At 62.8% G+C, this 14,051-nt stretch carries 10 protein-coding genes; 7 read left to right on the top strand and 3 right to left on the bottom strand.

Going from position 1 to position 14,051, the window contains the following annotated elements; translation table 11 throughout:
- Nucleotides 1–163 precede the first annotated feature (163 nt).
- The 4 genes from ATO9_RS19325 (at nucleotide 164) to ATO9_RS19310 (ending at nucleotide 5,359) form a co-directional block, all read left to right on the top strand.
- Nucleotides 164–802, top strand: coding sequence for a TetR/AcrR family transcriptional regulator (locus ATO9_RS19325; protein ID WP_043753273.1), 639 nt, complete (start codon nucleotides 164–166; stop codon nucleotides 800–802).
- Nucleotides 803–993: 191 nt separating this feature from the next.
- Nucleotides 994–1,524 (top strand): PAS domain-containing protein, encoded by a 531-nt coding sequence (locus ATO9_RS19320; RefSeq protein WP_043753271.1) that lies wholly within the window; start codon nucleotides 994–996, stop codon nucleotides 1,522–1,524.
- Nucleotides 1,525–1,551: 27 nt separating this feature from the next.
- The gene (locus ATO9_RS19315) at nucleotides 1,552–5,013 is read left to right on the top strand and encodes a CheR family methyltransferase (protein ID WP_043753270.1); all 3,462 of its coding nucleotides are present in this window, start codon (nucleotides 1,552–1,554) and stop codon (nucleotides 5,011–5,013) included.
- Nucleotides 4,982–5,359, top strand: a complete 378-nt coding sequence (locus ATO9_RS19310; protein WP_052418476.1) for a response regulator — start codon at nucleotides 4,982–4,984, stop codon at nucleotides 5,357–5,359. The genes ATO9_RS19315 and ATO9_RS19310 overlap by 32 nt, the downstream gene beginning before the upstream one ends.
- A 178-nt stretch (nucleotides 5,360–5,537) precedes the next feature.
- On the opposite strand, the gene ATO9_RS19305 is transcribed toward ATO9_RS19310, so the two are convergent.
- Nucleotides 5,538–6,806: an MFS transporter gene (locus tag ATO9_RS19305; RefSeq protein ID WP_043753268.1), complete on the bottom strand. Its 1,269-nt coding sequence runs from the start codon at nucleotides 6,804–6,806 to the stop codon at nucleotides 5,538–5,540.
- A gap of 373 nt (nucleotides 6,807–7,179) precedes the next feature.
- Nucleotides 7,180–8,292: a zinc-binding dehydrogenase gene (locus tag ATO9_RS19300; protein ID WP_043753266.1), complete on the bottom strand. Its 1,113-nt coding sequence runs from the start codon at nucleotides 8,290–8,292 to the stop codon at nucleotides 7,180–7,182.
- A gap of 472 nt (nucleotides 8,293–8,764) precedes the next feature.
- On the opposite strand from ATO9_RS19300, the gene paoA reads away from it, so the two are divergent.
- The 3 genes from paoA to ATO9_RS19285 are packed head-to-tail and all read left to right on the top strand — an operon-like array spanning nucleotide 8,765 to nucleotide 12,538.
- A complete protein-coding gene (paoA, locus tag ATO9_RS19295; protein ID WP_043753264.1) occupies nucleotides 8,765–9,409 on the top strand; it encodes an aldehyde dehydrogenase iron-sulfur subunit PaoA in 645 nt (214 codons plus the stop codon).
- Nucleotides 9,406–10,356 carry an FAD binding domain-containing protein gene (locus ATO9_RS19290; RefSeq protein ID WP_043753262.1) on the top strand — a complete coding sequence of 317 codons (951 nt, stop codon included), beginning with the start codon at nucleotides 9,406–9,408 and terminating at the stop codon, nucleotides 10,354–10,356. Before paoA ends, ATO9_RS19290 begins: the two co-directional genes overlap by 4 nt.
- A gap of 1 nt (nucleotide 10,357) precedes the next feature.
- Nucleotides 10,358–12,538 carry a xanthine dehydrogenase family protein molybdopterin-binding subunit gene (locus tag ATO9_RS19285; protein ID WP_043753260.1) on the top strand — a complete coding sequence of 727 codons (2,181 nt, stop codon included), beginning with the start codon at nucleotides 10,358–10,360 and terminating at the stop codon, nucleotides 12,536–12,538.
- 266 nt (nucleotides 12,539–12,804) lie between these two features.
- On the opposite strand, the gene ATO9_RS19280 is transcribed toward ATO9_RS19285, so the two are convergent.
- The gene (locus ATO9_RS19280; RefSeq protein ID WP_043753258.1) at nucleotides 12,805–14,049 is read right to left on the bottom strand and encodes an FAD-dependent monooxygenase; all 1,245 of its coding nucleotides are present in this window, start codon (nucleotides 14,047–14,049) and stop codon (nucleotides 12,805–12,807) included.
- Between the last annotated feature and the right edge of the window lie 2 nt (nucleotides 14,050–14,051).

The following is a 14,051-nucleotide window of genomic DNA, read 5'->3' as shown; positions in this document are numbered from 1 at the left end:
CGGGTCGGCGGCTCCAGGGTGCCAAGGGGAGGTCGGAAACAGCCATTCGGCACAAGCTGACCCGGTCCCCCTGCCCGCTTGCGGGCGGGGGAATGGCCCTTTTGCCCCTAAGGTATGGGTCCGCCGGGTATGTCCGCCAGTGCAGCGGGGGGAAGGCCAGAAGGTGACCAAACTCGACAAGATCACGCGGCTTGCAGAGAAGGCCGACGCCAAGTCCGCGAAGCGCGCCCGCAAGAAGGACGAGTTGGCCGACAATGCCATCGCGGCGCTCAAGCAGCTTGGCTACGCCCGCACCAGCCTGCGCGACATCGCCGAGCTGTCGGGCGTTGCCGTCGGCACGTTGCATTACTACTTCGAGGATAAGGCCGACCTGATCACCTATTGCGTGCTGCGCTACAAATCGGGGTTCATGGCTGAAATGCAGTCGATCCTGTCTGCAGATGTGGCGACGGACCAGCTTGCCGATCGGTTCGTGAAAGGGCTGTCACTGTCGATCCGCCGCGACGCGGAAACCCACCGTTTGTGGTACGACATCCGTGCGCAGGCCATGTTCGATCCAGCATTCCACGCGGTCGTGGCAGAGATCGAAGCGGCTCTCGTCGACCTCGTGGCGGAGTTCCTGAACCGGACCGGGCAGACGGATATAGCGCCCCGAACAGCGTACATGATGCTGGATGCGCCCTTCCGCTATCACCTTCAGAAGTATCTTTCGGGCGACCGCACCGCGCCTGCGGAATTCGAAGACCAGATCGCGGAAATCCTGACCATGATCTCGACATTCGGTGTTGCGCCGACCACTTAGGACGGATTGGCGTGGCGACATGGTGCGATCTTTGACTCCACCCTGATGTCACCACATAAAAACGTCCGCCACCTTTGATCAATTCTCGGCGGAAAAGGTATTCTGGTAATACCGCTCTGGCTTGCCAAGGCGCCCGACAAGTCCATACTTAGACTTTTCAGGGACCTGCGGCTGAGCAAAGGGACACGAACTTGAAGTTGCCTGAGCGGCTGACAACCTACTTGCGCGGGTCCGGGATCGCCCTCGCTCTATCGGACACCTCGGAAGATGCGCCGCTCGTTCTGGTCAACGACGCCTTTTGCGATCTTACAGGCTATTCCGAAGAGGATGTCCTTCACCACAATTGCCGTTTCCTGCAAGGCGAGCGCACGACCGAGGACATGCGCCGGCCCCTGCACCAGTTCGTGCACGGCGTCGGACAGGATAACGGGCGTTTTCCGATCCTCAACTACCGCAAGGACGGGACGGTCTTTCACAACTACGTTTTCATGTCGCGGCTTCGCAATAGCGAGGACGAGGTGAAATACATCCTTGCCTCGCAATTCGACATGACCTCTGCCCTGCAACGGGCGAAGATCACATCGAACGACGAACAACTGCGGCATGCGCTGAGTGACGTGGAACAGATCGGCCGCGAATATGGTCTGGCCATGATGGGCTCGGCCAAGCTGCTGGCGGATTCCGTGGCCATGATGGCCCGGTTGTCCTTTTCGGACAGCTAATCGGTTAGGGAGCCACCGGACAGGGACATGCGCGACGAAGAGAGGGACGAGAGCGAGCAGATTGGCGAGGAGTCGGAACGGCTCTGCATCGTTGGGATCGGCGCGTCGGCCGGCGGGCTGGAGGCGATCCGGGAGATGCTGGCGGGGGCCCCGCCCGATGCCAACCTGGCCTACGTGGTGATCCAGCACCTCGACCCGAACCACGAAAGCCTGCTGGCCGAGCTTCTGTCCCGTCACACCGACCTGTCCGTCCGACAGGCCTCGGGGGGCGAGAAGATCCGCGCGGGCAACGTCTATATCATCCCGCCCGGCGTCGGCCTGTCGGTCAGCGAGGGCGTGCTGGACCTGACGGAGTTCGCCCAGCCCCGTGGCCTGCGGCGCCCCATCGACGATTTCTTCGAAAGCCTTGCCATCGACCAGGGACGGTTCGCGGCCTGCGTGATCCTGTCGGGCACCGGCGCCGATGGCAGCGTGGGGCTGCGCGCCATCAAGGAACATGGCGGGCTTTGCATCGTGCAGGAGCCGAAATCCGCGAAATATGACGGCATGCCGACCTCGGCGCAGAATACCGGCCTGGTGGATTTCGTGCGCCGCCCGTCCGAGATCGTGGAGGCGATCCGGGCCTATTACGCGCATTCCGTTCTCGACCAGACCGACACCCAGCTGGCTAACACGATCGAGAAGAACCTCAACGATATCTGCGCCGTGGTGCGGAATTTCGTCGGTCATGATTTCGCGGGCTACAAGCAATCCACGCTGATCCGGCGGGTGCAGCGGCGGGTTCAGGTCCTCGACCTGGAAAATGCCGAGCAATACCTCACGCACATCCGGTCGGACCCGCGGGAATGCGAATTGCTGTTCCGGGACCTGCTGATCAACGTCACCCGGTTCTTCCGCGATGCCGAGCATTTCGAGGTGCTGCGCGACACCGCGATCCGCCCGATGGTCCAGAATTCCGGCAACGAAGACGACATCCGCATCTGGGTGCCCGGCTGTTCCAGCGGCGAGGAAGCCTATTCCATCGCGATGCTGTTTGCCGATGAATGTCGTCGGCAGAAACGGTCGGTGAACATCCAGATCTTCGCCACCGACATCGACGAACAGATGCTGCGGATCGCGCGCGAAGGGACCTATGCCCAGGCCGCGCTGGCCGACATTCCCGAAGACATGCGCGAGGCCTACACGATCGCGCGCGACGGCCATTTCCAGGTCTCGGCCAAGATCCGCGACATGATCCGGTTCTCGGTGCACAGCATCGTCCGCGACCCGCCGTTCTCGAATATCGACCTGCTGTCATGCCGCAACCTGCTGATCTATTTCGGCGACCAGTTGCAGAAGGCGGCGATGCCGATCTTTCACTACGCGATCAAGCCGGGCGGGGTGCTGTTCCTGGGACCGTCCGAAACGGTTGGCCGCTACGACCATGCCTTCCAGGCCATCGACCAGTCCGCCCGCGTGTTCCGGCGCAATAACGGCCGCCCCGAATACCCCGTGCACCTCCGCCATCAGGAGCCTTCGGCCAGCAACAACAAGCGGCGCCCGAAATATGACGAGGAACCCTCGAAGCGTCTGGAATGGGACGATGGTGGCGCGACGGACCGGATCCTGGCCGCCTATGCGCCCGCGACCCTTCGGGTGACGGCGGCGGGCGAAATCCTGAAATCCACCGGACGGCTGGGCAAGTACCTGGATTACAGTGCGGGTGGCGACACGAACCGTTTTGCCCCCTCCATCGCACGGCCCGGTGTGCGCGAGGCGATCTCGGCGATCGTGCGGCAGGTCAGCAAGAACAAGAAGCGTACCATTTCGCGTGACCTGACGGCCCAGTCCGAATTCGGCAGCCAGGCCTTCGACCTGATCGGCGAACCGCTGACGGACGGGACCTTCCTTCTGGTCTTCCGCGAACGCGACCGGTTCCAACCCAGCGATGACGAGGATTTCGACAGCGTCCTGCCGATGGACAGCCATGTGCAGAGCCTTGAGGACGAGTTGCGCTCCACGCGTGTCCGCCTGCACACCACGGTGGAGGAACTGGAGACCGCGAACGAGGAGCTGAAAAGCTCCAACGAAGAAATGATGTCGATGAACGAAGAGCTCCAGTCGACGAACGAGGAGCTTTCGACCGTCAACGACGAACTCAAGAGCAAGGTCGACGAGCTTTCGGTGGCCAATTCCGACCTGTCCAACTTCTTTGCCTCGACCGCCCTGCCCCTTGTGGTCGTCGATGCCAACATGGCGATCCGCAACTACACCGACGCGATCCAGAGCATCTATCCCTTCCGCAACTCCGACCGTGGCCGCCCCCTGACCGAGGTCACCAGCGCCCTGCGCCAGGATACAGAGATGCTGGACGCCACCCGCGAGGTGATGCGCGACGGCGAGGTCCGGCACCTGCGGGTCTGGGACCGCACCGAGGAACGGACCTGGTCGCTGGTGGTGACGCCCTACCGGTCCCGCGACGGACAGCTGGACGGGGCGACGCTGGTCTTTTCGGAACTTACCGATGCCGTCCGGCTGGAAGACGCGCTAGAGCAGGAAAGCGAACGGCTGCGCCTGGCCCTCGACGTGTCCAACCTGTCGGTCTGGGATTTCGACCCCTACGCGGACACCCTGCGCATCGACGCGACGGGCGTGTCCTTCCTGGGCCTCGACGACGAGCATCTGGACGCGGACGCATTCTACGCTGGCGTACACGAGGAAGACCGGGACCACGTGAAGGACGCCTTTGATGCCGCCAAGGACGATGGCGACCATATCGACGTGACCTTCCGCACGGCATCGGACCATGCCAGGTCGCGCGTCATGCAGATCGTCGGCCAACGCATGCACAGTCGCAAGGCCACCCGCATCCTCGGCGTCGCCTTCGACGTGACCCGCGAACAGGAAGACCGCGACGTCCGCGAAATGATGCTGCGCGAGATGAACCATCGCGTGAAGAACATGTTCGCCATCATCTCGGGCATGTTGCGGATCGTCGGCCGGTCGGCCGAAACTGTCGACGACGTGGTCGATGCGATGCAGCTGAGGATTAGTGCGCTGGCGCGGTCGCATGACATGACGCAGCGCGCCCCGTCCCGCGAGGGCCTCAAGCTGGCCGACGTGGTGGCCGCATCCTTGGAGCCCTACGACGACCAGGCCGAAATCAGCATCACGGGCCCCGAGATCCGGATCGAAGTGGGCGAGTTGACCGCGCTGTCGCTGCTTCTGCACGAATGGGCGACGAACGCGGCGAAATACGGGGTTCTCGGCGCCCGCGAAGGTCAACTCATCGTGAGCTGGGAAGAAGACGACACCGGCCGCGTTATTTTAAGCTGGAACGAAATTCTGTCTGAAGACGTTGTTCAAAAAGAAGAAAAAGCCGGCTTTGGGTCAACTCTGGTTCAGCTTTCGGCGATGCAGCTTAACGGGCGTCTGGATGTATCGACCGGCGCCAACAATCGAAGGATGACCTTGGAATATGTCCCGAGCGCCGGAGGCAAAAGCACCTAATCGGACGGTCCTGCTATGTGAAGACGAGGCGATTGTCGCGATGGATCTGCAATTCATGCTGGAGGATCTGGGCTATGACGTCATCGGGCCTTTCGCCGACATGAAATCCGCCAAGGCCGCGTTGAATGACACGATGCCCGATATCGCGGTTCTGGACGTCAATCTTCGCGACGGACACGTTTTTCCGCTGGCCGACATGCTGATGGACAAGGGTGTCCGGCTGATCTTCCATTCCGGCCATGTCGATGGCCCGGAGATAAACCGCCGTTACCCAGACGCGGAAACCTGCATGAAGCCGATCGACCCGGCCAGGCTGAAGACCGTCCTTCCGGCGACACCGGCCTGACCTTAACGTATCGGCCAATCCCAGTTGCACACTGCGGTATTACTGGCAGCTACCGGGAACAACGTAAGGCTCTGATACCAATGTTTGCTGGCTGTGGCTGCAAACAGCAATGCTGCCCCTGCGGTGTAACGACCTCTTTGCCACCATTACTCCTGTTTTTCTGACCAAAAAATATGGGTCAGGTTGGGAGTGCTTCCCTCGCAGAGGCATCTATCTTCTCGAGCACAGACGACGTCATCAGCAACTTGATGGCGATGAGTTTCATGACGCATGGCAGGACCGCATAAAGAAGCGTCAATGTCCTGAGCCCGCCGGGACCGACCGGTTGATCCGCGGATAGGCCAGCATAGTCGAGCACAGGCAGTACGATAACGGCTGCCAAGGCCAAGTTGGCTTTGGACACGAAATTCCATAGACCAAACGCCTGTCCAGCATTATTTTTGCCCGACGCCACATGCACTGAAAAGGCGGCAGGTAACAACGTCATATCTGCCCCGAGCGCGGCACCAGAAGCGACACAGATCACCGCAAATGCCAACACGTCGCCAGACCCAAGCGATATTGCAAAGCCGAAGGTCACGACAGCCAGGATCATACCTGACAGCAATGTCCGGCGCAGACCGTAGAACCGCCCTGCTTTTCCCCAGAGCGGTGCACTGATTGCCGCAGCAACGAAAAAGAGCAGCAGCAGCGGACCTTCCAGTCCGGGTGCATCGAGCCTATACTGCACGAAGAACAGAAAGAGCGTTGACGTGACGGCCACCGGCGCGGAATTCACGAAGGCGATCAGCAATAGACGTCGCGTACCGCTATCCCGCAATAGGACGGCGATTGCGGGTCGGGCATCCGTGCTCACCACCTGCCATTCTCTGCGCATCGATAGGATGGCGAAACCCAAAGCCACCACGAACAGCACCGAGAAAAGAGCAAAGGGCTTCGGCGTCAGCAAAGCCAGCAATGTAGGTGCGACCGCTGCTACGCAGATTCCAATCAGAGCGCCCGCTTCTCTCCAGGTTGCCAGCCGAACATGACTGACATCAGGCGAGCGTTCGACCTTTGCAATGCCTTGTGCGTAGAACGTAATCGACAGGAAACTGAACGCGGTGGAGAGCACCCCCAGTGAAAACGCGAACCAAACGAGAGGCGGCACTGGCGGAGCCAGCGCAAAGACACCCAGCATGGCCGCAGCCATCGTCGACCCGACGACCGCTACCAGCGTCGCGCGCCTTTTGACCCTACCGGAGAACCAACCAAGAGCCGGGTCCTGCACCACGTCAAGTAAACGCAGGCCAAACAGCACCGACCCAAGCGCGCCGAGCCCGACCCCGTACTGGTCGAAGAAGAACTTGGGCGCATGCATGTAGATCGGCAGCCCCGCCGCCGACAGCACACCGGCGAAGAGCGCGTAGGCAGACAGATTGGTCCGCTCCTTGGGGTGGGAACTCATCGTCAGGTCCTTGCAACCGGCGCGATACCCACGCCTGCCTTCTCTACGTGCCGCAGTTGAAGGCGGACCACATCGGGGACCACAAGGCGTCCGGCGGAAGGTGCGAGAAGCCCTCTGTCTGAACAAAATTTGCAGTGTGAAGAGACGCAGTTTGGCCCATTGGCACCTTCGCCTCAGTACCGCAAACCGTCATGCGCATAGGGGCAAAAATGGTTTGTCGAACGCCCGACCCACTTCAACAAGGCGGGGCAAAGCCGAAATCGCGCCCCCCCGAGCAAATGGTATCGGCCAGACACGGCGCGGCGCAGTAACAGCTGCGCTGACGATCGGAGCGACAGGCCCGGAATTGCTCCCGGGCCGGCCAATCGATGGCTTACGACCAGGGCGTGACGAGGTATTTCTCGCCCGTCTTCATCGCCCGGTAATCGGTCACGGCTTCCTTGGTGAGCATCTCTTCGAGGTTGACGCGCTGCTTGTAATGGCTGGCGAAGGTCGTCGTGAGGTTTTCAAGCACGCGCTTGCGCATGCGCCCAACGGTTTCCTGCCCCGCCGCCTGCAGGAACGGGAAGAGCAGCCAACCCGACAGCGTCCAGCCAAAGCCATAGCTGGGCGACAGCATGGTCGCGCCCGTGTCCAGGCGCCCGTAGATGAACATCCGTTTCTGCTGGTTGGAGCCATAGCGCGAATACTCGGTCATCTGCTTGACCGCCACCTGCTCCATCGCCTTGAAGACCGTGTCGACGGTCTTGCCGCCGCCGATCGGATCGAACCCGTAAAACGCTCCGGTATCCTCGATCGCAGTGCGGAGCTGACCCATGAAATCGTCGTCCGAAGAGTTCACCACATGGGTGGAGCCCATCTTCTTCAGCAGGTCCGCCTGATCCGCCTTGCGCACGATATTGACCAGAGCGAGGCCGTCCTCCTGGCAGATACGCGTCAGCATCTGGCCCAGGTTCGAGGCCCCGACCGTATGCAGGATCGCGTTCTGCCCATCCATCTTGGCATTCTCGACGAAACCAAGCGCGGTCATCGGGTTGACGAAGGCGCTCGCGCCCTCTTCGGCGGTGTGATCGCCCAAGGGCAGGCAGGACCTGGCATCGACGACGCAGTACTGGCTATAGGCATTGCCCGGCACACAGGCCACGCGCTGCCCCACGAGGGCCTTGGCAGCGTCGCCGTCACCCGCGGCAACGACCGTGCCTGCGCCTTCATTCCCGGCCGGGAGTTTCAGACCGTGACGCGCCTTGGAACCGGTATTGAACGGCTCGGGCATGGTCGCGACGAATTTGCCCTGCGTGTACGTTGCGTTTTCAAGATCCGCCGCACCGGCCAGGATGGCGAGGTCCGACGGGTTGATCGGCGCCGCCTCCATTTTCACCAGGACCTGGTTGCCGGTCGGATCGGGAAAGCTCACGTCTTCGATCGCAACGGTCAGCGTTCCGTCTGCATCCAGTGTCGTGAACAATTGCTTGCCAGTGGTGGCCATTTTGACTCCTCCAAAATCTATGTCGCGATGCTAAGCCCCAGCCTGTGACATTGACTGATGCCTTTGCCCTTTGACCCCTCGCGGTTTCAAGTCGGGTGCACACTGCCCCAGTCAATTGAGGAGTTCCATCGCAACGTCGCGCAAAGTTCTCGCGAAGCGCTGTTTTGCAGAGCTGGTTGAATTCCTTTTGCGAATGGCATGCCTGCAGGATCTCACGACGCTGTTCGCCGTCAAAAAGGTAAGGCCTGATCGATATGAGTTTTCGCTCCGGGTTAAACCAAGTGCGGGTCTTGCCCCTCAAGGCCCCAATTGTCCTCAGGTTTTTCACTGCCCATGAAAATCACTCATCACTGTGTTCGGCCATTCAGAACATGAACTGAGGACCTTTTTCGAAACGGTCGCGTTTCCTTTTTGAGCGCTCGGGGTTCCGACGCGTGCCGGACAGGACGTCCGTAAACAGGAAGGATCAGCCATGAGCCCACCCATCGGATTCACCCTACGCCGCCGTACCCTGCTGGCGGGCACCGCCGCGGCAGCCTTGACCCACAGCATGACCAGAGACGCTTCGGCCCAGACCGCCGAAGCCCCGCAACCCGTCGGCCCGCAGACCAGCACTGTCACTCTTGTCGTGAATGGCACGCCGCGGGAGATCACCGTCGACAACCGGGTGAGCCTTCTTGACGCGCTGCGCGAACACCTGAAGCTGACCGGGACGAAGAAGGGCTGCGATCACGGGCAGTGCGGCGCGTGCACCTGTACCGTCAACGGGGAGCGCATCAACGCCTGTCTCAGCCTCGCCGTCATGCATGATGGTGACGAGATCGAAACGATCGAAGGGATCGGCCAGCCCGACAACATGGACCCGATGCAGGCGGCCTTTGTCGAACAGGACGGGTTTCAGTGCGGCTATTGCACCCCGGGTCAGATCCAATCGGCCCGCAAAGTGATCGAAGAAATCCGCGCGGGCATTCCCAGCCACGTCACCGGCGATCTGACCGCAGAGATTGCCATGACCGACGCTGAAATTCGCGAACGCATGTCTGGCAATATCTGTCGCTGCGGCGCCTACGCCAACATCCTGTCAGCCATCACCCAAGTCGCGGAGGAAAACGCATGAGAGCCTTTTCCTACGAAAAACCCGCTAATCCGTCCGAGGCCGTGGCACGGGCCGCAGAGGTCGAGGGCGCGAAATTCCTGGCAGGCGGCACGAACCTGCTGGACCTGATGAAACACGAGATCGAGGCACCGGCCCACGTGATCGACGTGAACGGCCTGGGGCTGGACGAGGTCACGGAGACGGAAGACGGTGGATTGCGGATCGGCACCCTGGTGACCAACACCGCGCTGTCGGCCCATCCCCGCATCCGCCGCGACTACCCGGTCCTGACCCGGGCCATCGCCGCGGGGGCCACGGGTCAGTTGCGCAACAAGGCAACGACGGGCGGCAACCTGCTGCAGCGTACCCGTTGCCCGTATTTCTTCGATACCAACATGCCCTGCAACAAACGCAGCCCCGGATCGGGGTGCGGCGCCCTGACCGAAGGGGCATTTTCGCGCCAATTGGGTGTGATCGGCACGTCTTCGTCCTGTATCGCGACCCATCCCTCGGACATGGCCGTTGCCATGCGGGTGCTGGACGCCATCGTGGAAACCGTCACGCCTTCCGGCATGACCCGGGAGATCGCCGTGGAGGATCTGCACCTCCTGCCGGGTGACACGCCCGAGCGGGAAACCGCATTGATGCCCGGAGAGCTGATAACCCATGTTCGCCTGCCTGCACCCGTTGGGGGCACGCAGGCCTATCACAAGGTGCGCGACCGCGCGTCCTATGCCTTCGCACTCGTCTCCGTCGCGTTGGTCCGCCAGGCCGACGGCACCGGACGTGTCGCCCTGGGGGGCGTCGCCCCGAAGCCCTGGCGCCGGGCTGACGCCGACGCGCAATTGCCCAACGGCGCCGCCGCCGTGATGTCCGTCCTGTTGGACGGTGCCACGCCGACGGAGGAGAACGCCTTCAAACTGACCCTCGCCGAGCGGACCCTCGCCGCCATGCTGAAGGAGGCCTGAGATGAAATTCAATTCACCGGTCGAGACCAACCTCTTCGACGACGCGAAAATCATCGGCAAGCCCACCCAGCGGGTCGACGGCCCGCTGAAGGTCACAGGGACCGCGCCCTACGCCTATGAACGCAATGACGCGGCGCCCGATGCGCTTTACGGCTACCCTCTCGGGGCGGCGATCGGGCATGGGCGGATCACCGCTATGGACGCAGAGGCGGCCCGCAACGCCCCGGGCGTCCGCGCGGTCGTGACCACGCTGGACATCGACCCCCTTGAGAAGGGGATGAACAACGTGGCCCGCCTGTTCGGCGGCAACGAGGTGCAGCACTACCACCAGGCCATCGCCGTCGTCGTGGCCGAAACCTTTGAACAGGCCCGCGCCGCGGCGGCCCGGATCGACGTCACCTACGAAGAGGGCGAGGCCGCCGACCTGGACCTGGATGCGGCGTTCCGCCGGGTCGAGGGATCAGGCGAGCCCGACACGTTGTTCGGCGATGTCGACGCGGCCTTTCGCGACGCCGCGGTGGTGACGGACCAGATGTATCACACCCCGGGCGAGAGCCACACGATGATGGAGCCCCATGCCTCGACCGTCGACTGGTCGGACGGGGGCGACATGACGGTGTGGACCTCGAACCAGATGATCAACTGGAACCACCAGTCCATCGCCACGACCTTCGGGATCGAGCCCGAGCGTATCCGGGTCGAAAGCCCCTATGTCGGCGGCGGGTTCGGGGCCAAGCTGTGGCTGCGGGCCGATGCGGTGCTGGCCGCGCTCGGGTCCCGCGCGGCCGGTGTTCCGGTCAAGCTGGCCCTGCCGCGGCCGATGGTGATGAACAACACCACGCACAGATCGGCCACGGTCCAGCGTATCCGGCTGGCGGCCAATCCCGACGGGACATTGAAAGGCATCTGGCACGAAGCTGCCGCCTATTGCCTGCCCGGGGGGCGCGGAGAGAACGCGACCGCCCAGACGCCCATTTTCTACGCCGGGGAAACCCGCCGGGTGAAGAACCATGTGCTCGACATGCCGCTGCCGGAAACCGCGGACATGCGCGCGCCCGGTGAAGCCTCCGGCCTGATGGCGCTGGAGATTGCAATGGACGAGATGGCCGAAGCGCTCGAGATGGATCCGGTCCGGTTCCGGATTATCAACGATACGCAGGTGAACCCGTCCGACCCGGACATCCCCTTCAGCGACCGGCATTTCGTCGAATGCCTTGAACGCGGCGCCGAAGCTTTCGGGTGGGCCGAACGCAACACCTCCGCCGGGGGCCGCCGCGATGGCGACTGGCTGATCGGTCATGGTGTTGCCGGGGCCTATCGCGGTGCGCTCGTGTTGCCATCCGGCGCCCGTGCCATCCTTGATGGCGGAAAGCTGATCATCGAAACGGACATGACCGATATCGGCACCGGTTCCTACACGATCATTGCGCAGACGGCGGCCGAGACGATGGGGATGTCGCTGGACGATGTGGAAATGCGGATGGCCCACAGCGCCTATCCCGTTTCCTCGGGGTCCGGCGGTCAGTTCGGTGCACCCAGCTCCACCTCGGGGGTCTATGCCGCCTGCATGGCCCTGCGCGAGAAGATCGCCGGCAATCTCGGCCTGCAGGATCCGACCTTCGCCGATGGCAATGTCGTGAGCGGTGAGACCCGCATGTCGCTGTCGGACATCAACGAGGAGGTTTCGGCCGAGGACGCAATCGAATGGGGCGATTTCCAGGATGGCTATGCCATGGGAACCTTTGGCGCCCATTTCGTGGAGGTCGGCGTGCATGCCTATACCGGCGAAACGCGGGTCCGCCGCATGCTGGCGGTCTGTGACGCGGGCCGGATCCTGAACCCGGTCACTGCGCGCAGCCAGGTGATCGGTGGCATGGTCATGGGTGTCGGCGCGGCGCTGTCTGAAGATATGGCGCTTGACCGCGGTCGCGGGTTCTTTGCCAATCACGACATGGCCAGCTACGAAGTGGCCGTCCATGCCGATATCCCGGACCAGCAAGTGATCTTCCTGGACACGCTCGACGGGGTTGCGACACCGCTCAAGGCCAAGGGCGTGGGGGAATTGGGGCTTTGCGGCGCAGCCCCCGCCGTGGCCAACGCGATGTACAACGCCACCGGGATCCGCGTGCGGGACTATCCCCTGACAATGGACAAGTTCATCGACCAGTTGCCGTCGATCTGAAGGCGCGGCAAGCGGCGCCCCGGCGCCGTTTGCCGGCAGATTAGACGGAACTCGATACCAAGCCAATTGATATCCCGGCCTCATTGTGCACGGTCTTGGACGCAAATACCGTCCATGCGAGGCAAAGCGTCGTTTACAGCCCCAACAACGGCCTGTTCGAGCACCCCTCTGCGTCAAAAAACCGGCGCTCGCGCGGGGTGCGTTTTTCAAGGTTGTTTGAGGCTGTCAGGGAAGGGTTTGCACCCCTCCCCAATCGATCGCGCCCGTCAGCTGACCTGCTCGGTCGCGAAGCCAGCCATCTTCGTGTAGCCGTTGACGATCGCGTCGCGCGCCTCAAACGGCAGGATCTGTTCCAGATCGTCGAAGCGCTGGCCGGGCAGATCGGCGATGCGGGTTTCCACCTCGTCGATCACGCGCTCGGGCCCGCCGGTGCGATTGCCCGCAACGACTTCGTTCACCGGGCCGAGGCGTTCAGCCTCGTAGGCTTTGAGGACCTCCGCAGGATCACCCCCGGCGCCACAGAGCCGGCCAAGCGCGCGGGCGTCCAGGATGGCCTGCGCGGAGCCGTTGGCCCCGAACGGGTACATCGGGTGCGCCGCGTCGCCCAGAAGGGTGATCCGCCCCCTGGTCCAGCTGTCCAGCGGATCACGGTCGCACATCGGGAAATCCCAGAAGACCGGCGTCGCATCGACCATGGCCCGGATATCGGTTTCCGGGACGGTGAAATCCTTCAGGATCGGGTGCAGCGCTTCGGCCTTGGCTTCGCTGTTCCAGCTTTCGCGGCCGGGCGTCGGTGCGCCGGGTTCGGCCTGGCGCACGACACAGGCCCAGTTCATCAACTGCGTCTCGGGCGTCTTGCCCGGACCGATCGGGTAGAAGATGAACTTGCGGTCGATGCCACCCGAATTGATGATCGTGTGCCCGTCCAGGACCTTTGGCCAGTCGAGCGACCCGCGCCACAGCATCAGGCCGGACCAGCGCGGGGCCCCTTCGTCGGGGTTGAGGTGCCGGCGGACGGCCGAGTGGATGCCATCTGCGCCGATCAGCACGTCGCCCTCGGCGGTGAAGGTGCTGCCATCGGCCCGGCGCAGGGTGACGCGGACGCCGTCGCCGGTCTCCTCGACCGCATCGAAGGCGGCATCGAGGGTCAGCGTCCCATCGGGCAACCGCTCGGCCACAGCATCAAGGAGGACCTGGTGGATATCGGCACGATGCGCCGTGATCTGGGGCACGTCATAGCCCGCCGCAAGGCCGCGCGGCGCGTTCCAGACCTCCTGCCCGCCCCTTGTGCGGAAGATCATCCGGTCAGTCCGCACGCCCAGAGCGTCCAGCGGCTCCATCAGGCCCAGTTCGTTCATCGCGCTGATCGCGTGGGGCAGCATGGTGATGCCGACGCCCAGGTGCTGGATCTTCGGCACTTTCTCGAACACCTGGCAGGGCACGCCGTGTTTGTGCAGGTAGAGTGCGGCCGTCAGGCCGCCGATGCCGCCGCCGGCAATGATGACCTTCATCG

The sequence above is a fragment of the Pseudooceanicola atlanticus genome (assembly GCF_000768315.1).
In the GTDB taxonomy this organism is placed as follows: Bacteria; Pseudomonadota; Alphaproteobacteria; order Rhodobacterales; family Rhodobacteraceae; genus Pseudooceanicola; species Pseudooceanicola atlanticus.
The sequence above is the reverse complement of the archived record's forward strand: the minus strand, read 5'-3'. Positions and strand labels throughout refer to the sequence as shown.